This is a genomic window from Pseudomonas halotolerans, from assembly GCF_039581215.1.
Classification (GTDB): domain Bacteria; phylum Pseudomonadota; class Gammaproteobacteria; order Pseudomonadales; family Pseudomonadaceae; genus Aquipseudomonas; species Aquipseudomonas tehranensis.
In genome coordinates this window covers 67914-88376 of the sequence record NZ_JBCNTJ010000018.1, presented here as the reverse complement: position 1 = coordinate 88376, position 20463 = coordinate 67914, and the positions used below count along the sequence as shown (strand labels likewise).

The 20463-nt window shown below is 62.7% G+C and carries 11 protein-coding genes; 2 read left to right on the top strand and 9 right to left on the bottom strand.

Annotation, left to right across the window (positions count from 1 at the left end; genetic code table 11):
* Positions 1-330 precede the first annotated feature (330 nt).
* The gene (locus AAIS01_RS21900) at positions 331-2799 is read left to right on the top strand and encodes a TonB-dependent siderophore receptor (protein ID WP_343470646.1); all 2469 of its coding nucleotides are present in this window, start codon (positions 331-333) and stop codon (positions 2797-2799) included.
* 396 nt (positions 2800-3195) lie between these two features.
* On the opposite strand, the gene AAIS01_RS21895 is transcribed toward AAIS01_RS21900, so the two are convergent.
* From AAIS01_RS21895 to pvdM, 5 genes are all read right to left on the bottom strand, one after another.
* The gene (locus AAIS01_RS21895) at positions 3196-7365 is read right to left on the bottom strand and encodes an amino acid adenylation domain-containing protein (protein ID WP_343470645.1); all 4170 of its coding nucleotides are present in this window, start codon (positions 7363-7365) and stop codon (positions 3196-3198) included.
* Positions 7366-7402: 37 nt separating this feature from the next.
* Entirely contained in the window at positions 7403-9061 is a 1659-nt protein-coding gene (locus AAIS01_RS21890; protein WP_092400310.1) for a cyclic peptide export ABC transporter, read from the bottom strand.
* Between the two features lie 296 nt (positions 9062-9357).
* Positions 9358-10233: a dihydropyoverdine dehydrogenase gene (pvdO, locus tag AAIS01_RS21885; protein WP_343470644.1), complete on the bottom strand. Its 876-nt coding sequence runs from the start codon at positions 10231-10233 to the stop codon at positions 9358-9360.
* 22 nt (positions 10234-10255) lie between these two features.
* Positions 10256-11536, bottom strand: coding sequence for a pyoverdine-tailoring periplasmic protein PvdN (pvdN, locus tag AAIS01_RS21880; protein ID WP_343470643.1), 1281 nt, complete (start codon positions 11534-11536; stop codon positions 10256-10258).
* Positions 11533-12903 (bottom strand): pyoverdine-tailoring dipeptidase-like protein PvdM, encoded by a 1371-nt coding sequence (gene pvdM / locus AAIS01_RS21875; protein ID WP_343470641.1) that lies wholly within the window; start codon positions 12901-12903, stop codon positions 11533-11535. The genes pvdN and pvdM overlap by 4 nt, the downstream gene beginning before the upstream one ends.
* 321 nt (positions 12904-13224) lie before the next feature.
* On the opposite strand from pvdM, the gene pvdP reads away from it, so the two are divergent.
* Complete coding sequence (pvdP, locus tag AAIS01_RS21870; RefSeq protein ID WP_343470640.1) at positions 13225-14841, top strand: pyoverdine maturation tyrosinase PvdP; 1617 nt, start codon at positions 13225-13227, stop codon at positions 14839-14841.
* 200 nt (positions 14842-15041) lie between these two features.
* Here the strand turns inward: pvdP and AAIS01_RS21865 are convergent, their stop codons facing one another.
* The 4 genes from AAIS01_RS21865 to AAIS01_RS21850 form a co-directional block, all read right to left on the bottom strand.
* Positions 15042-15368 (bottom strand): DUF6124 family protein, encoded by a 327-nt coding sequence (locus AAIS01_RS21865; RefSeq protein WP_343470639.1) that lies wholly within the window; start codon positions 15366-15368, stop codon positions 15042-15044.
* Positions 15369-15914: 546 nt separating this feature from the next.
* Positions 15915-17309: an efflux transporter outer membrane subunit gene (locus AAIS01_RS21860; RefSeq protein WP_343470638.1), complete on the bottom strand. Its 1395-nt coding sequence runs from the start codon at positions 17307-17309 to the stop codon at positions 15915-15917.
* 10 nt (positions 17310-17319) lie between these two features.
* The gene (locus tag AAIS01_RS21855; protein WP_343470637.1) at positions 17320-19290 is read right to left on the bottom strand and encodes a MacB family efflux pump subunit; all 1971 of its coding nucleotides are present in this window, start codon (positions 19288-19290) and stop codon (positions 17320-17322) included.
* A complete protein-coding gene (locus AAIS01_RS21850; RefSeq protein ID WP_343470636.1) occupies positions 19291-20442 on the bottom strand; it encodes an efflux RND transporter periplasmic adaptor subunit in 1152 nt (383 codons plus the stop codon).
* Between the last annotated feature and the right edge of the window lie 21 nt (positions 20443-20463).

The window sequence follows — 20463 nt, the reverse complement described above, 5'->3', positions numbered from 1 at the left end:
AAACTCATGAACCAAAGGCCGACGCCCACCAGCGTCGGCTTTTTTTTATTTTTTGCGCGAATGATAAATAAACTCATTCCGGTTTTTGACAGGTGCTGCGTCTTACTAAGGTATGTGGGCAAATCGGTCGGGCAGGACGCTCAGGCACCGGGTTTGTTCAGCAAAGATTTCGCCGTCGTCCAGCCGGATGACCGTGCCCGGGGAGGGGGCGGTCGGCCACGCACTAAAACATTGCCCTGGGGCAATCGATCGTGCGGGTTCTCTCGTGCTGGCGAGCGGCGGGCCCTTCGGCCCCATGGACTTTTACTTCTACCAATAATAGAGAGCACGATGTCATCCATTCATGAGTTGAAACCTCTGTTCAAGGCACTCGTCATGTCCCGCGGCCTGCGTTCGCGTCGGGTGTTGACCGGTCTGGGGCTGGTCTGCCTGCTGCCACTCAGCGCTCAGGTGATGGCTGAAGACGTCAGCGTCAACATCCCTGCGCAATCGCTGGCGCAGGCACTGCAAGCGTTCGGTCAGCAGACCAACCAGCAAGTGATCTACAACGCCGGCGATATGGCCGGGCTGAAAAGCAACCGCGTCAGTGGCAAGATGAGCCCGCAGGCGGCCCTCGCCGAATTGCTCAAAGGCACGGGCGTGCGCTACAGCATTGAGGGCAACACCTTGATGCTGGTGCGTGGTTCCGCCGCTGAAACCCTTGAGCTGGGCGCGACCACCGTTAAAGCTCAGGCGTTGGCTGCGACGACCGAAGGCAGCAACTCATACACCAGTAACGCCGTGACTATCGGCAAGGGCACCCACACCCTCAAGGAAATTCCCCAGTCGATCACTGTGATGTCGCGCAAGCAGATGGATGACCAGAACCTGGTCAACCTCAAGGACGCCGTCAACCAGACCACCGGTATTGTCGGCCTGCAGGGCGTCGGGCAAGGCATGATCCTGTCGTCACGCGGGTTCCAGATCGACGACTGGCAGTACGACGGCGTGCCGATCCCGCGTAACACCTATTCGCTGGGCAACTGGGCGACCCAGGACCTGATCTTTTTCGACCGTCTGGAAATCATGCGCGGCGCCTCCGGCCTGCTGCAAGGCACCGGCAGCCCCGGTGGTGCCGTCAACCTGGTGCGCAAGCGTGGCCAGAATGCACCGACCGTGACCCTGACCGGCAAGGCCGGATCCTGGGATCACTACGGCCTGCAACTGGACGCCGGCGGCCCGCTGAACCAGGCCGGCAACATCCGCGGTCGCATCGTGGTCGACGAAGACCAGAGCAATTCATTCGTCGACCATGCGTGGAGCAAGACCCACTCGCTGTACGGTGCCCTGGACGTCGACCTGAGCGAAGACACCACCCTGGGTTTCGCGGTCAGCCAATCCAACGGCGAATCGCGGGGCAACATCCGCGGCCTGCCACGCTACGCCGATGGCAGGATGCCGGACGTGTCGCGCTCGACCTATACGGGCGCGCGCTGGAACCGGTCCGAAATCGACGTCACCACCCTCTATGCCGATCTGGAGCACCGCTTCAACGAGGACTGGGCGCTGAAGGTCGGCGCGGTGCACATGAGCGAAGACAACCAGGCGAAAAACCAGCGCGTCCAAAGGGGGGGTGGTCTCTTGCCTGATGGCAGCGGCGTGCAATATGCCGACTTCCTGACCGATTTCCAGTCCACCAAGGTCGGTCTCGACATGAACCTGACCGGCAAGTTCGAAGCCTTGTCGATGGAGCAGGAAGTCATGCTGGGCGGCAACTACTCCCAGCTGGAGACCGATGACCGCTACGCCCGTACATTCAACAACACCAGTGACTCCATCTTCGACATCGACAATGACCGTCCGGACATCAGCTACGATAGTTTGATCGCCGCGGGCGGCCTGGGCGTCCTCAGCAAATACGATATCCGCCAGAAGGGTGTGTACGGTACCTGGCGCGTCAAGCCAGTTGACGATCTGACACTGGTGCTGGGCTCTCGCGTCAGTTGGTATGACTACAGCTACAAGGCGAAAAACGAAACCTCAGCCGGTATTACCCCCTACTCGGGAACCACCGGAACTGAAACTGGCGTGGTCACGCCCTACGCGGGCATCATCTATGACCTGAGCCGCGAATGGGCCGTGTATGCCAGTTATACCGACGTGTTCCAGCCGCAGACCAATCTCGATGCCAACGGTTCGGTGCTCAAGCCGATAGTCGGCACCAACTACGAAGTCGGCCTCAAGGGCGAGTTGATGGACGGTCGGGTCAATACCTCCCTGGCCATCTTCCGCTACGACCATGAGAACCGTGCCATCAACGACGGTGGTTCGGGGTGTGGCGGCTCGGGTTGCTCGGTAGCCTCGGGCAAAGTGCGCAGCCAGGGTATCGATGCCGAAATCAGTGGTGAAGTGATAGACAACCTGCAGCTGTTCGCGGGCTACACCTACAACACCACCAAGTACCTGGAGGATCCGGACAATGAAGGGAGTGTCTTCAGCACCTGGACGCCGAAACACATGCTGCGCGTGTGGGGCAACTACCAGTTCACCGGCGACTGGAGCCGTGTCAGCACCGGCTTGGGCTTCACCACCCAAAGCCACACGCTGGTTTACGACTATGATCGTGAAGTCCCGGGTTACACCGTATGGAACGCCCGCGTCGGCTACCAACTGACGCCGGAAATCGCTTTGGCGGTCAACGCCAACAACCTGTTCGACAAAACGTACATAACGTCCGCTTACAACCAGATCAATGGCAACAACAACTTTGGTGATCCACGCAACCTGATGTTCAGCGTGACGTACAAACCGCAGTTCTGATCCCCGCAAGAGTGAAATAGACCTGCCTTTTGGGTCATGCTGTTCACTTAAGGAAACGGCGCTTTTCGAGACGGGAAAGCGCCGTTTTTTTTGCCGAGGTGCCCACTGCGCAACACCTGCGCTCGGCCAGCGTGGTAACGGGGCGCCGAGATCAACGTCCACCGCGAGGCGGCCTGTCTCTTTCGGGTGTACACCCATCCGACCTGTTTGAGCAGTGGCTGTGGGAGCAAAGCTTGCTCGCGAAAGCGGCGGCTCAGTTTGCGTAGATGTTGGACGTGCCGACGTCATCGCGAGCAGGCTCGCTCCCACAGGTTTTGTGTCGTCTGCAGATGCTGTGAATGTTCGCAACCCCATGTGGGAGCGAGCTTGCTCGCGATAGCGGTGGTTCAGGCACACCTACCCCAAGCGCTTTTCCCTTTCAATCGCACTGGCCAGAAAACTCTCGATCAGCGAATCAAGTAACCCATCATCAAAAATCATGCTGCGATGGCGTAACGGGGAATGCACCGAGCATTGCAGCTCGCCGGTCAGGCTGTAGTCCTTGATCAAGGCTTCACAGAAGGCCAATTCCTCCGGGGTTTTTTCCGCCTGCGTCCACCAGCAGCTCGGGCGGACTCGTACCGGCTTGAAGGTGAATCCGTCAAACGCTTCCAGCAAACGATCATGCACCGAGAACGCCTGGGCGTTCATGACTTCATCCTTGATGCGCTGCACGGTCGCCAGCAAGTCGCCTCGCTCCGGCTCGATCTGGCTGGCGGCCCAGTCATGGAATGCCTTGACCGTGCTCATGGGGTGCTCACGCCGATAAGCCGCCGTGCGTTCCGTGAGGGTCGGAAACAGCAGGTCGAAGTATTCGATGGCTTCAATCAGGTCTTGGGAGGCCGGGTCGGCTTTTTCCAGGCCTGGCAGATGCCGATGACGCGGCAACGCTGCGGGATACAGATGCTCTGGAACCGTGCTGTCCACCAGGCCGAGAAAACTCACGGTGTGGCCCTGGCTTTCCAGCGTCGCCGCGATGTCCAGCGCAATGGCGCCGCCCAACGACCAGCCCATCAGGTAATAGGGACCTTGCGGCTGGGCCTTGACGATTTCCTGGCTGTAATCGGCGATCATCTCGCGCCAGGCTTCAGGCCCGACATGCGGTTCACTGAAGCCGCGGTGCATGACGCCAATGGTGCGCGCCCGATGTTGGAGTTTGCGCGCCAGCGGCTGGTAACAGAACACGATGCCGCCGCTGGGATGCAGGCAAAACAGCTGCGGTGCGTTGACCGGTGCGTTGTTCAGTTCGACAAGGCACTGGGTCTGCTCCCGATGTTTTTGCGAGACGAACAGGGCCAGCTCGGCCACGCTCGGGTTGGCCAGCAGCTCTTGCAGCCGCACGCTGATATTCAGGTGTGTCTTGAGGTTGGCAATCAGTTCGATCGCCAGGATCGAATGCCCGCCCAGTTCAAAGAAGCTGTCGTTGATACCCACGCGCGCAACCTTGAGGGACTGTTGCCAGAGCTGTGCCAGGGCTTCTTCCAGCTGAGTGCGAGGCGCCAGGTAATGGGAATGCCAAAGACCGGCGTCGGGTTCCGGCAAGGCCTTGCGGTCGAGCTTGCCATTGGCATTGAGCGGGAAATGATCGATGAACAGCAGGTGGCTGGGCACCATGTAGTCCGGCAACTGCGCTTTGAGTGCGCTTAATACGCCCTCGCGTAACTCGGCCGTGGCCGGTTGCGCGGCAATCACGTAGGCGACCAGTTGCAGGCCGCCTGGGCCTTCATGGGTTAACACGACCCCATCTCGCACCGCCGGCAGCGTTTGCAGACGCGCCTGGATTTCCCCCAGCTCGATGCGGAACCCGCGAATCTTGACCTGATGATCCAGGCGCCCGATGTATTCGATGCTGCCGTCGGTGCGGTAGCGGGCCAAGTCCCCGGTGCGATAAAGGCGGCCACCCGGCAGCGGGTCGAACGGGTCGGGGATGAAGCGGGTGGCGGTCAGGTCGGCACGTCGGTGATAGCCGCGGGCCAGACCGGCCCGGCCAACGTATAGCTCACCGATGCAACCCTTGGGCACCGGGTTCAGATGAGCGTCGAGCAAATACCAGGACAGGTCGACGATGGGTTCGCCAATGGGGCTTGCGGCCTCGCTGTGCAAGTCACTCATCGACAACGGCCGCCAGGTGACATGCACGGTCGTTTCCGTGATGCCATACATATTGATCAGTTGCGGCGTCTGGTCGCCGAAGCGTTCGAACCAGGGGCGGAGACTCTGTACATCGATGGCTTCGCCGCCAAAAATCACCTGTCGTAGCCGGTGGGCAAGAGGCTGCCCAGGCTCGCAGGCGACCTGCAGCAACGCCTTGAACGCCGAAGGTGTCTGGTTGAGCACCGTGACGTTTTCCTGGCAAAGCAGGGCATGGAAATCCTGCGGCGAACGGCTCACGGCGTGGGGCACGATGACCAATCGGCCGCCGTGCAGCAGAGCGCCGAAGATCTCCCACACGGAAAAGTCAAAGGCATAGGAGTGAAACAGGCACCACACATCCTGATGATCGAAGCTGAACCAGTGGTCCGTGGCCTGGAACAATCGGCTGACGTTGTGGTGCGCCAGCAACGCGCCTTTGGGCCGGCCGGTCGAGCCTGAGGTGTAAATCACGTAGGCCAGGTTGTCCGGGTCCATCGGCACATTTGGATTGTGCTCGGGGTAGGCGCCATCGGCATCGGCCGGATCCAGCAACAGACAGTTTATGCCAGCGGGCAGCGCCAGCGATTCACGCAGATGGGCCTGGGTCAGGATCTGCGTGACGCCGCTGTCGGCAATCATGTAGGCCAGGCGGTCGGCCGGGTAGGCCGGGTCCAGCGGCACGTAGGCGCCCCCGGCCTTGAGAATCGCCAGCAGGCCGATGATCATCTGTGGCGTACGCTCGACGGCGATGCCGACCAGCACATCGGGCCCGACGCCTTGCTCGATCAGCCGATGGGCCAGTTGGTTGGCCTGTCGGTTGAGTTCGGCATAGCTCATGTGCTGCCCTTCAAAGGTCAGGGCGATGGCCTCACCCGTGGTGGAGGCATGGCTTTCGATCAACGAGTGCAGGCACTGTCCGCGGTGCAGCCGGGTTGGCTGGCGGTTCCAGTCGTTCAGGGTTTTCTGGTGCTCATCAGCGTTGAGCAATTGCAGTTCGCCGAGGGCGCGTTCAGGCGTCTCGATCAGGCTCTGCAACAGGTGCTGCCAGTGCTCGGCCATGCGCTCGATGGTTTCAGTGCGATAGAGATCACGGCTGTATTCGAAGGTCGCCCGTATCTGCTGCTGTGAATAATCGACATCCAGCGACAAGTCGAACTTGGCCTGGTTGTCACCGGTACTGAGAAACTCCAGCTTCAGTTGACCCAGGCTTGGCGCCGACGGTGAGGACGAGCCGGTGCGCCAGTTGAACAAGACCTGGAACAGCGCACTGGCGCCCTGTGCACCGGGACGTTGCAACTGATCAAGGATCAGTTCCAGGGGGTAGTCGGCATGTTCCAGCGCGGCGAGCGACTGTGCGCGCAGGTCCCGGAGGAAATCCAGCGCGCTGCGGGTCGAGTCGATCCGAGCCCGATACACCTGGCTGCTGACGAAAAATCCCACCAGCTCCTGGCTGTCATGGCTGTTGCGGTTGGCGTTCGGAACGCCGACGGTGAGGTCGTTCTGGTTGCTGTAGCGGCCCAGCAACAGTTGCCAGGCACCCAGCGCGACCACGAAAGGCGTAAGCCCCTGGCGTTGGCAGAATGCATCCAGGGCTTGGGCCAGCGCAGGTGCAAGCGTCACCTGCACGCGCCCGGCTACAGGTTGCTGGCCCGCGACGCGGGGGAAGTCTTGAGGAAGTTCCAGCGTGGGCAGGTCGTGGCCCAGGTACTGACGCCAGTATTCGCCACTGCGCTGGCAGGCCGTGCTTTGCACATACTCGTCTCGCTGGTGGGTCGCGTAATCGGCGTATTGCATGGGCAACGGCGGCAGTGGCGACGAATCGCCGAGCACGGCCCGGGCATAGGCCTGGGTCATGTCGTGCATGAGGATTGTGTTGGACCAGGCGTCGGAGACGATGTGATGCATATTGAGCAACAGCACCTGTTCATCGCTGCCCAGCCTGAGAAGTGTTGCTCGCATCAGCGGCGCGCGGGTGAGATCGAACGGATGTCGGGCGTGCTGCTCGATGCGTTGTGCGAGCGCCACGGCACGGGCCTGTTGGTCGAGCGCGCCGAGGTCCTCGCGGTGCAGGCTCAGGCAGGCGTTGCGCTCGACCACCTGGGTGGCGGCGCCGTCGAGGTCATTGAACGCGGTGCGCAGGATGTCGTGTCGGTCGATGACGCGATTGAGTGCCTGCTCCAGGGCGTCGGCATCAAGGTTGCCCGTCAGGCGCAGGGCGCGCGGCAGGTTATAGGCCGAGCGGCTCGGGTCGCGCTGTTGCTCCAGCCACAAGCGCTGCTGGGCGAAGGACAAAGGTGCGCGGTCCGGCCGGCTGCGGCTGGAGCGGGCTTGCATGTCGTCGGCGTCCTCCTCCAGCAGCAAAGTCAGCAGGTCATCATCTAGCAATGGGTTCATGGTGTTCTCGCGGCAAATAGCAGGGCGTCAGGCAGGTTCAGGCAAAGGCTGCGGGGGCTTTTTCACTGATGACCTGACCGGCCTGCATCCGGACCAGTTGATCGGCGATGTCGAAATAGCGGTCGTCGTGGGAAATGACGATGATGGTTTTGCCCAACGCCTTCAGCTCCGGCAGCAGTTCGGTATAGAAAACCCGTCGGAACACCGGGTCCTGGTCGGCGGCCCATTCATCGAACACCAGCACTGGGCGCTCCTCAAGCCAGGCGTTGAGCAACGCCAGGCGTTTGCGTTGGCCGGTGGACAGATCGGTGGTGCTGAAGACCCCGTCGTGAATGCTGACCTTATGGGCGATTTCCAAGCGTTGCAGGTAGCGGTTGGCGTCTTCAGGCACTTGTTGATCGCCTTGGACCAGTTCATCGAACAGGTAGTAGTCGGCGAAAATCGTCGTAAACAATTGGCGATAATCGTCGCGGCCTGCAGCCACTACCGGCTTGCCATCCAGGAGGATTTCGCCGCCTTGGGGCGAGTAAAGGCCCAGCAGCAGTTTGATCAGCGTGGTCTTGCCGCCACCGTTCTCGCCGACAATGAACACAATCTCGCCCTGGGCGATGGACAGGTTGACCGGTCCGAGGGCGAACGGTTGGCCGCCAGCGACCGCCGGGAAGGCGTAGTGCACGTCACGCAGTTCAAGCTGTTGGATCGTCGGCTTGGGGACGCTCTTGTCGTTGAGCAACAGGTGCGGCTCCGGCGAAGAAAATTGCTCGGCCAGTTCGGCGATGCGCTTGAAGGCGATGTTTGCCCGGCTGATCACCGGCAAGGTCATCACCAGATATTCCAGCGGCCCCTTCATGTACAACAACACCAGCACGAAACCGCTAAGCACGGCTTTATCAGTGCCCAGCCACAGCGATTGCAGGGCCAGGACCAGGCCGATGACCACGAAAAACAGCATCGAGCCGAAGGTCTTGGCAATCACGAACGTGTTGACCGAGCGGATGTTGGTGTCGCAGATCTGGTCGGCGGTGGCTTCGATACGCTGGCTGAACATGCGCTGGCGGCGTGGGCGATGGATGCGCAATTCCTTGGCGCCGGCGGCGATTGCGCTGTAGTGCTTTTGCAAGGCGTCTTCGGCCTCGCGGGCCGCTTCGAAACCGCGGATTCCACGGGCCCGTGCCACGTATTGGATGACAGTGCCGATCACCAGCGCCACCAGCAACAGCGCAAACATTGGCAATGACAGGTAGGCCAAGTAGCCCAGGCAACCGAGGGTGACGGTGAAGGCAATGGCCAGTGGCGCGAAGGAAAACGCAAAGTTGCTGACCATGTTGACGTCGTGGGTCAGTATCGGGATGAGCCGATGACTGCGAAAACGTTCGATCTGCTCGATGGGCGCCAGCAGGACTTTCTGGCCGAGGGATTTGCGCAGACTGGCGATGATGTTCTGGCCGACGTGGTTGGTGCCGATGTCCGACAGAATCGACGTCAGCAGCGCCGCCGCGCAAAGCCCGGCGAAGGTTGCGAGTACTTGGGGTGTGGGCCCGGCATCGGCGTTCAATGCGTCGTTGATGGTTGCCAGCAGGGCAGTGATGCTCAGGCCGCCCAGCATGCCCAAGAGGATGGAGCCCACGACAATCAGCCGGAAGGGTTTGAGCAGGATGAACAGTTCATTGATCACCCCGCGTGTTGGTTGGCTCATGGAGGTTTCCCTGCGTGATGAAAAGGGCGAAGGCCATCGCGGGTGGTCGCCGGGAGGGCTTTAGGGCGCAGGCGCGCCTGTCTGTAAGACGGTTGATGTGGGAGGGGATTTAACGGCGAATGGCCTGAGGAACACCGTTTGTGGCGAGGGGATTTATCCCCGCTGGGCTGCGAAGCAGCCCCAATGAATATTGCCTGGATATTCCTGACTGATCTGTGTTGCCTGTTTGGGGGCTGCTTCGCAGCCCAGCGGGGATAAATCCCCTCGCCACAAGGTATTTGGGTGGGCCTACCGATTTACATATCCCGCGCCACCCGAAAGCCGATCCAGTCTCCACGCACACGGGGCACCAGCGCGTTGCGGTTGCCGGAGCGGGAGAAAACCGGGGCTTCACCCCAATCGTTGCCGCGGATGCGCTGGTACTCGCACTTGCCGGTCAGCCAAGCGCTGCCGTCACTGGGTGCGCCGGCGTAGTTTTCGTTGTAGCAATCGGCCGTCCACTCGTAGACGTTGCCGTGCATGTCGTACACCCCGAATGCATTGGGCGGATAAGTGCCGGCCGGTGCCGTGAAGTTGTAACCATCGGCCGCGCCGTAGGTGTTGGCGTGTTGGGCGATGCTGTATTGCTTGCCTTCATCGAACGGGAAGGGGAACGGCCCCGTGGTGCCGCCGCGTGCCGCGTATTCGCGCAGGGATTCACTGACCAGCCGGTAGTGTTTGCCGGTTTTTTTCGACAGCCACGCCACGTAGGCGTTGGCCTCTTCGAAGTTCATGCACACCGCCGGATGCCGGTCGGTGTATTGCTTGCGCGGGTCGCTGCCTTGGTAATCAGGAATCCCGGCCTTGCACGCGCGACCAGGACGTTTATCGCCGTCGGGCATCTGATAGCCGGTGTCACGCAGGTAGGCGAACCATTCGCCCTTGAGCACCTGAAAGCGGCTGATCGCCAGCGGTTTGGCGAAGGTCACCGGGTGCATCGGGCCTTCGTCGGGCTCGCGTCCCACTTCATCTTCCGGGGTGCCCATCTGAAAGGTGCCGGTGGGCAGCACGACCATTTCCGGGCAGTCCTTGCAGTCGCGGAAGACCTGGCCCGGTTGCGACGCCTGGGCACCGGAGGGCAGCAGGGCGGCGAGGGCCAGTGCCGGGAATAGCTTCAAGGAAAAACTGTTCATCCATCTCTCTCGATAGTCAGGTTCAGAGTGTCTTGCCCAGCAAGCCCATGAAGCGATCAATCTCGGCTTCGGTGTTGAGCAGGCCCGGCGCGGTTCGAATGACAGGCCCGGCATCGCGATGCACGGCGTCGGCGATCACCCGGTTTTGCATCAGGTAGGCGGCGATCTCATCGCTCTTGCGACCCTTGACCCGGAAGAAGGTGAAACCGGCCGACACGTCCGGGCTCATGGGTGTAACCAGCTCGATTTGCGGCAACGCCAGCAGCTGTTTTTTCAAGTAGGTATTGAGCGCGTGAATGCGCGCTTGCACCTCGGCCTTGCCCAGTTGCAGGTGCAGCTTGAACGCCTCGTCGGCCGCCCAGCGATGCTCGAAGGCGTGGTAGCCGCCGGGTGTCATGGTGGTGGAAAACGTCGTGGCTTCGGAAAAGGTCGGGATGATCGGCGTGACGTACTTGAGCACTTCGCTGCGGCTGCACACCAGGCCGGTGCCCCGTGGGCCGAACATCCATTTGTGGGTGCCGGCGATGAAGAAGTCGCAATTCATCGCTGGGAAGCTCAGGTCTTCAACACCGAAGCCGTGCACGCCGTCCACCACGTAGATGATGCGTTGCGCATCGCTGCGGCCCTGGTTGTGCTTGTCCACCAGCGCGCCGATCTTGTCGATCGGCAGCTTCACGCCGCTGCCCGAATGCACCCAGGTCATGCCCAGTACGCGGGTTTCGGGGCGGATGTTGCGATCGATGGTGCTCAGGATTTCATCGTGGCTGGCGTTGTGGGCGTTCTCGAACAGTTTGATCTTGCGCACCCGGGTGCCGTCTCGTTGGCTGCGCAGATCGAGAATGGTGTGGGTGGCGTAGTGTTCGTGGGCGGTGCTGAGAATTTCCTGATCGGCGCTCACATGAACACCGCCGTAGATCATCGCCAGCCCCTCGGTGGTGCTGCCGGTGAGGGCGATCTGCGCAGGGTTTGCTTGCAGGTATCGGCCGGCCCAGGCGCGGACGTTTTCCTCACGCTCTTCGGTGACGCCCAGGTCCCAGTCCATCAACAGGCCCGGGTTTTTATCCAGGGCGGCGCGATGCCTGTCGATGGCCTCGCGCACCGGGCGCGGGTGGGTGGTGACCAGGAAATTGGAGAAGTGCAGGTAGTCCGGGTCCTGGTTGAACAGCGAGCGCAACTGCGCCCATTTGTCTCGGGGCAGCGGCGGCAGCGGATCGGCGATAGCGGTGCCAGGCAGGCTGGTGGCCAGCGGCAAGCCGGCGGCGAGGATCCCGGCCTGCTTCAGGAAGGTACGGCGTTCGTTCATGGTTGGCCGGCCTTCTGGTTCGAAGCCACGGCGGGACGAGCGGCTTGCTGGACCTGATCCCAGACCCGCAGAAAGTTGCCGCCCCACAACTTGGCAATGTCCGCTTCTGAATAGCCGCGGGTCAGCAGTTCGGCGGTGACGTTGCGAATATCCCCCACGTCTTCCCAGCCTTTGACGCCGCCGCCTTCGTTGAAGTCCGAACTGATGCCGACATGGTCGATGCCGATCTTGCGCACGGTGTAATCGATGGCGTCGCCCAGGTCCTTGAGGCTGGCCTTGGGTTCCTCCTCCAGAATGCCGTAGAGCTGGCCGGCGTATTCACCGAATTTCTGTTCCGGCCACGCGGCGATGATCGGATCGCCCGGCATCAGCGCCATGGCCAGGTTGGGCAGCGGTGGCAGGTCGAAACGTTGGCGCAGGTCGTTGAGTTTGTCCTGGGTTTTTTGCGTCAGCGGGCGCAGGTACTGGGAGAAACCGACGACCTGCACCACGCCGCCGCTGGCCTTGATCAGCTGCATTTCCTTGTCGCTGAGGTTGCGCGGGATGTCCACCATGGCCCGGGGTGCGGAATGGGAGGCCACCAAGGGCGTGCGGCTCAGTTGGGCAACCTGCTCCAGGGCCTGGGTCGACATCTGCGACACGTCGATGATCACGCCCAGGTCGTTCAGGCGCGTCACCGCTTGCTTGCCAATCTCCGACAGGCCGCCGAGGGCGTCGGGTGAGTCGTTGAAGAACGGCAGTGGGCGCGAGGAGTCGGCCCAGTCGTTGTTACCGATGTAACTGAAGCCGAACATGCGCATGCCCCGCGCCGTCCACAGGTCCAGCAGGCTCAGGTCATGGCCCAGGGGATAGGCGTTGAGCATGCTGATGAAAATCGCGAACTTGCCTTCGCCATGCAGGCGCCGAAAATCATCCGGGGTGTAGGCGATGGCGACCTGGTTGGGAAAGTCGCGGACCATGCCGGTGATGATCTTGTAGCGCACTTCCTGCTGATTGCGCGCTTCCTCGACAAAACCTGCGGTGGGCTTGTGCGGCGCATTGGGGCCGTTCCACAGCTCCGGCCAGCCGAAAATCGTCAGCGCCGCGCCGGACAGATGCCCGCGGTTGGCTTTGACCAGGTCGAACTGGCCTTTACCGTCCTTGTCCGCCTCGTGACCGGCGGTGCCGAAATTCAGTGGCACGGAGATGTGGCTGTCAAAGGAGAGCAGGCGCTCGTGCAGCTCGCGGGCTTCTTTCATCACCTTGACCGGGTAGCCGGGGTTGTCTCGCCACCAGTGGTCCCAGGCCGCGAGGCCGCCACCGACCACCAGTGCAAGGGCCAGGGGCACGCCGATGAGGAGAGCTTTTTTCGAACGTGGTGTTGTCATTGCCGATCTCGGTCAGGTTCGCTGCGGGGGGCTTTGCTATCTGGGAAGAACGAGTGATCGGGCAGGAAATTTAGGTGAGCCTGATGGTCCCATCGCGAGCAAGCTTTGCTCCCACAGTGGAATTCAGCGCGGTCACCTGTGGGAGCGGGCTTGCTCGCGAAGGCGGCCTTGAACTCATCAAATTTTCATCGAATGTACGCACCTCTATTGTGGGAGCGAGCCTGCTCGCGATGAGGCCCTCACAGCCTCTATAAATTTGTTGGCCCGCCCATCGTTCTAGCTTGGATAACGCCCGCCTCAGGGCCGAACACAGGTAAGGCAATGACGATTTCTCGACGATGGTTCATGGCGGGCCTGGCGCTGACCGGTGCCGCCGTGCCTGCGGTGTATTACGGGCATCGCGAACTGACCCGGCCGGACCCCACCATCACCCCCGGCGAGGCCTCATTCGATGTGGCGGACGTGGCGGGGCAGCGCCGGGCCGATACGCTGCGGGGGATCTGGACGATCCGTTTTTCAGGAAGCGACGCGGGCCTGGACGGCTTGCCCCAGGACGGTCTGCAAGTGTTCCTCGACATTGCCCACAAGGGCCGTGGCTTGGTGGGCTGCCTCGACACCGCTGAACGCCTGCGCGCCGGTGATGAGCCTCATTATCGAGTGCTGGGCGATTTGGCCGGAACCGATCCGAAACAACTGAGCTGGCGCCTGATCGGTGCCCAGCATGGGGCACCGGACTACGAATTCATCATGACCCTGGACGAGGTCTGGGCCGGCTTCGGCAATGCCGGCACCGCGACCCTCAGCGGTCGCGTGTTGCGCCTGGATCGCCCGCTGGCGCTGCCGGAACTCGACAATCAATTCATCGCCCGCAAGCTGCCGTTCCCCGAAGCCCGGGAACGCACGCCGCTGAGCCCGCCGTTGCTGGCCTGGCTGGTGTCGCCGGAGCATCGGCTGTTTCACCAGCTCTGGCATGCCTCGCGAGACAAATGGCACAGCCTGGACGAAGACAAGCGCAACGCCCTGCGTGGCATCGGCTGGCAGCCCGGCCCACGGGACCATGAACGTGACGCTCGCGGCAAGCGCAAGGATCGCAACGGCTCGGGCGTGGACTTCTTTTTCATGCACCGGCACATGCTTGGCACGGCCCGTTCGTTCCAGCCACTGCCGTCGTGGCCGCGCTTCCCGTTGCCGCAACCGGAGCTGGAGCGTGATCGGCTGGGCTTTGCCCGGTATTTCGATAACCACGATGGCACGGCCTTGCCGCCCACTTGGCTGGCCAGCGGCGACGAGCAGTACGCCCAATGGGTGAGTGACATCAAGACTGCCGAGACCTATCACAGCAATTTCCAGGTCTGGGAATCGCGCTACCGCGACCCGCGCTACCTGTCGAAACTGACCCTGGGCCAGTTCGGTTCGGAAGTGGAACTGGGCCTGCACGACTGGCTGCACATGCGCTGGGCTTCGGTGCCTCGCGATCCTTCCAACGGCCACCCGGTGCCCTTCGCCCGCGACCCGGCCGACTTCGCCCAGCGCTGGTATGAGCCGGAAAACGACTTTCTGGGCGATCCGTTTTCCTCCCATGTGAACCCGGTGTTCTGGGCCTTCCATGGCTGGATCGACGACCGCCTCGAAGACTGGTTCCGCGCCCACGAACGTTTCCATCCGGGTGAAGTGAGCCGGCTTGAGGTCAACGGCGTGCCCTGGTTTGCCCCGGGCCGCTGGGTGGAAATCGCCGACCCTTGGCTGGGGCCGGTCACCCACGGTTGCAGCACCACGCCGGGGTTGCAGCCTGGGCGCTCGGTGGAGATGGACCCGGAAACCATGAAACTGGCCCTGCGCATCACCTTCGGCAGCGACGACAAAAAACTCTCTGAACTGTTTCGCCGCGTGCCGCAACGGCCTTGGTATGCGCGCAATCTCAAGGCCAAGCCGGTGTAAAGCTTCGCTTCCCAAAGAAAACCAAAGCGAACGCTGTTGTGGCGAGGGGATTTATCCCCGCTGGGCTGCGAAGCAGCCCCAAACCAGCGCACTCAAAACAACTGACTCACCGAGGTGCCGGCTAATGGGGCTGCTGCGCAGCCCAGCGGGGATAAATCCCCTCGCCACAAATATCACTTGGCTTTAGAGGGCATGCGCCTTTAACGCGGCACTGCGATGTCCAGCGCGCGGCTCGCCAGCAGCTCACTCAGTTCGACCATCTGCTGGATCCCCAAGGCAAAACTCCGTCGCGCGCCGTCCAAATCAAATGCCAGCTCGTTGGCCATGACGTTGACCGAAGCCAGGGTTTCGCTGAGGTTGGCCAGCAGGCATTCCAGATCCGCGCCTTCGGCCACGGTGAACAACTGGCCCGGTGGTGGGTTGGGTTTTTCGGATTTGGGGTCGAGGTAAAAGGCGAGGGCGCGGTCGGCGGCTTCGTTGAGTTTTTTGGAATCGTCTTCGGGGGGATTGGGGGTGATCTTGAACATGGTGCAGCTCCTGATTATTCAAAGGGCGCTGCCAGGCATCACTTGCAGATGATGGGGTGGCAGCTATGCGCGGGTCTGCAAGACCGGGAAACCAGGAACCCGGCAGACCCGAAGGTCTCCCGCACACAGCCGCCATGGAACGAACACAGATGTGTCGACCTTTGGCTATGCGCCTGATATTCGTCGGGCTTGCAGACCCGATCACTGATGAGCAGTGACAGGGAACAAGTTATCGATGGGGTGCCAGGCGCACAAGCCGGCGGATTCTGGCGCAGTTGTAGGTAACGGCGCAAGGCGATGTAGCCTCGCTCGGGAGTCCTACATGGCCGGATAAACAGAACCAAAGCCGAACACCCTTTATTGGGCGGGGAATTATCTGTGGCGAGGGGATTTATCCCCGCTGGGCTGCGTAGCAGCCCCAAATCAGCTACCCCCAATACACCTGATACACCGAGGTGCCGGCTCTGGGGGCTGCTGCGCAGCCCAGCGGGGATAAATCCCCTCGCCACAGGTGTGTGTGGCTTGGCTTGAGAACCTGGGGTGGCGTTACATCACCCGCCAACCCCCACCCAACGCCTTGTACAACGCCACGCTCGCCTGCACCCGCGCCAATCGCAATTGCACGTTCATGTCCTGGGCGGCGTAGAGGGTGCGTTGGGTTTCCAGCACGGTGAGCAGGTCTTCGGCACCGGCCTGATAACGGCGCTGGGCGATGTCGAATGCGCGCTGGGCCTGAAGCAGTTCTTCGCTCTGCCACTGCCGTTGCTGGTCCAGGCCATGGATGCCGTTCAGGGCTTTTTCGACGTCGGCGAAGCCGTTGATGATGGCGGCGCGGTAGGTTTCCAGCAGCTCCTCCTGGCGCGCGGTGGCTTTGTCCCGTTCGGCACTCAGGCGACCGTTGTTAAAGATCGGCGCGGCCAAACCGGCGGTGAGGTTGTAGACGTTGTTGCGCAGCAGTTGCTCGGCGATGTCGGCGCCGGTGGCCAGGCTCAGGCCCAGGGTCACGGAAGGCAGCAGGGCCGCGCGGGCCACGCGGATGTCCGCCTGGGCGGCGGCGAGGCGCGCTTCGGCGGCGGCGATGTCGGGGCGACGACTGAGCAGGTCACTGGGCACCCCGGCGTCGATGGCGGGCCAGTGCAAACGGTCGAAATGCTCATCGTCGAGACTGACCGACTGCACCGGTTGGCCCAGCAGCGCCGCCAAAGTAATCAACGCTTCCCGGGCCTGCTGCTGCACTTGGGGCAACCTGCGCTGCTGGGCCGCCACCAGGCTTTTTTGCTGTGACACCTCCAGGGCCGTGGCGCTGCCGGCGTCGTAGCGGGTTTGTACCAGATCGAGCACGCTCTGGGCATTGGCCAGGTTCAGCTCGGCGATGCGTTGCTGTTCACGCAGGGACAACGCCTGGGTGTAGCTGTTGGCGACAGCGCTGAGCAGGGTCAGCTCCACGGTCGCCCGGTCGAACTGGCTGGCCGACAGGTTGCTCAGTGCACTGTCCCGGGCCGCCCGCTTGCCGCCCCAGAAATCCAGTTCATAACTGGCGCTGAGGTTGGCGTCGTAGTAATCGATGGTGCGATTGTCCCGGTTGACATCCAGTTGGCTGTAACCTTTGCCGCGCAACAACTCCTGGCGATTGCCATTGAGCCCGGCCTTGATTTCCGGCAGTAACGGAGCACCGGCAATGATCGCGCTGGCCTGGGCCTGACGAACCCGGGCCACGGCAGCGGCCAGATCGTGACTGTCCAGGCGCGCCTGTTCGATCAGCCGGTCCAACTGCGGGCTGCCGAACTGCGTCCACCATTGCTGGTGATCGGCGCGAGCGCCTGGTGTCTCGAGGCTTTGCCAGGCCGCGGGCGGCTGGATGCCGCTGTCCGGCACCGGCAGAGGGCTGCCGCAGGCCGCCAGTAACAGGCCCGTGGCCAGGAGGGTCAGGTGCGCTTTCATAAGATGAGGTTCATTCACTGGTGAGGGCCGCGACCGGGTCGAGGCGAGCGGCCTTGCGGGCCGGCATGAAACCGAAGACAACGCCGGTGACCAGGGCGCAGCCGAAGGCGCCGAACACCGCCAGCCACTCGAAGGCCACGGCGATCTTGCCCAGCAGCAGCGCACCGCCCACCAGCAAGGCCAAGCCGATACCGGTCAGTCCGCCGACCACCGAGAGCATCACCGCTTCGGTGAGGAACTGGCGCAGGATGTCCCGCTGGCGGGCGCCGGTGGCCATGCGAATACCGATCTCGCGGGTTCGCTCGCGCACGGTCATGAGCATGATGTTCATCACCCCGATGCCGCCCACCAGCAGCGAAATCGCCGCAATGGCACCGAGCATCAGCGACAGCGTGCCTTGGGTACGCGCCTCGGCCTGGATCATCGCGGCGTTGTTGGTCAATTCGAAATCCTGCTTGCCGTCGTGCAGGCGCAACAGGGTGCGGGAGATGGCCTGTTCGGCCTCCGTGACCTTGCCCGCGTCCTTGGCGGCGATCACCACGTACTCGGGATGCCGGCTGCCGAACAAGCGCACGCTGGCGGCGGAGTAGGGCACGGCGATGCGGTTGTCGGCGTCGGAATCCCCGGAGCTGGCCCCTTTTTCCGCCAGCACGCCGACCACCTGGAATGGCACGTTCTCAATCAGGATGTAGCGGCCAATGGGGTCGTCGACCTCCTTGAGCAGCTTGTGCCGGACCTTGTGACCGATCACCGCCACTGCCGCGGCGCTGCGTTCATCGGCATCGGTGAAGTAGCTGCCCTGGGCCACCGGCCAATTGAAGATGGTCGGAAAATTCGTATCGTTGCCACCCACGTAGCTGGTGTGGTCGAGGTTGCCGAAACGCACGCTGGCGTCGGCGCCGTTGACCGGCATGATCCGCTGCACCTCGGGCAGCGCGCCAAGAGCCGCCAGGTCATGTTCGCTGATGATGCCCTTGGCGGCGCGCGGGCTGGGCGCGCTGCCGTTGAGGTAGATGATGTTGGAGCCGAAGGCGCCCATCTGGGCCATGACCTGACGCTTGCTGCCTTCGCCCACCGCCAGCATCACCACCACCGAGGCCACGCCGATGATAATCCCCAGCAAGGTCAGGGCGGTGCGAAAACGGTTGATCCACATCACCCGCCACGCCGCTTGCACGGCGTCGAGCAGTTCGCCTTTCCAGGCGCCGTTGTGTTCGCTGCCGGCGCTCAGGCGCTGGCGCAGATCCACCGCTTGCAACGCGTTCGGGTTGGCGTGGTGCGGCGTCGGATCGCCGCCGGCGCTGTCGCTGATGATCAGCCCGTCGCGAATCTCAATGATGCGCTTGGCCCGCGCCGCCACTTCGCGGTCGTGGGTGATCAGGATCACCACATGACCCTGGCTTGCCAGTTCGTCGAGCAACGCCATGACCTCGATGCCGCTCTGGCTGTCGAGGGCCCCGGTGGGTTCGTCGGCGAGGATGATGTGGCCGCCGTTCATCAAGGCCCGGGCAATCGACACCCGTTGCTGCTGGCCGCCGGACAGTTGGTGAGGGCGGTTGCCGGTACGGCTGGCCAGCCCCAGGCGTTCGAGCAGGGCGCTGGCCCGGCTGTGACGCTCGGCGGCCGAGGTGCCGGCGTAGATCGCCGGCATTTCGACGTTTTCCTGGGCGGTGCCGGACGGGATCAGGTGATAGCCCTGAAAAACAAACCCGAACGCTTCGCGCCGCAGCCAGGCCAGTTCGTCGCTGCCCAGGCCTGCGACGTCTTCGCCGGCAAACCGGTATTCGCCGCTGGTGGGGCGGTCGAGGCAACCGAGGATGTTCATCAAGGTGGACTTGCCGGAGCCGGACGCCCCGACAATCGCCAGAAATTCCCCAGCGTGAATGGATAAATCGATGCCGCGCAGCACCTCCACCCGAGGGCTGTCGCCACCGCCGTAGGCCTTGCGAATGTCCCGCAGTTCGATCAGGGGCGTGTCCATTCAGCCTCCGCTGCCGGCGGCCGGACCGATCAGCACCCGGTCGCCTTCGCTCAGGCCGTCGAGAATTTCGGTACGCAGCCGATCACTGACGCCGGTACGCACGGTGCGCGGCTGGACATCGCCATTGTCGGCCACCACCTGCACTTGCCCGGCGTGGGCCTGCAACGCGGCGCTGGGAACGGTCAGTACATCGCGTGCCTGGGCGGCAACAAAAAACACCTGGGCGGTCATTTCTGTCATCAGGGCGCGGTCGGCGTTATCCACATCCAGCAACACGGTATAGAGCACCACCCGTTCGCTGCCACTGCGCCCGCCCGTGAGGCTGCCGCCCTGGCTCGCCTCCAGCGGGCGCGGCGGCACCGGCAGAATCTGACGCACGGTGCTGCTCCAGCGACGGGCGCCGCCGGCCAGGGTGGTGAAGTAGGCGGTCATGCCCGGTTTGACGTGACCGATGTCCGCTTCCGAGACTTCGGCCCAGACGGTCATCGGCGACAGGCGGGCGATGCGCAGAATCAACGGAGTTTGCTGTTGGGCGTTGAGGGTCTGGCCTTCCCGGGCACCGACGGCGACCACGGTGCCGCTCATGGGCGCGAAAATGCGCGTATAACCCAGCTCGGCCTCGTCACTGCGCAGGTTGGCCTGGGCCTGGCGGATCTGGGCCTGGAACATGTCGATGCGCGCCTGGGTCGCCCGCACTTCGGCCTGGGCGGTCTGCACGTCTTCCTCGCGGGTGGCGCCGCCGGCCTTGAGCTGCTGCTGTCGGCGGAATTTCTGCTGGGCCAGATCGTGCTGGGCTCGTTGTTCCTGGAGCTGGGCCTTGAGGTTTTCAATGGAGAAGCGTCCGGCGTCCAGCTTGGCCTTTTGCGTGGAGGGATCGATCTCAACCAGCAATTGGCCTTCGCGAACGTCGTCCCCGGCTTCTACATGAATCTTGCGGATCTGCCCGGACGCCTGGGCGCCGACGTCCACGTAACGCCGTGGTTGCAAGGTGCCCAGGGCGGTGACGCTGTTTTCGATATCGCCACGGGTGACGGGTGCGGTCATCAGCGATTCACGGCTCGGGGCCACCGCTTGCCAGGCGGCAAAGGCCACGGCTGGGAGCAGAGCGAAGGTTAAAAGCCAGGCGCGTCGGGTAGGGCGGGGACGTTTCATGCAGGGTTCCGGCCAGTGATA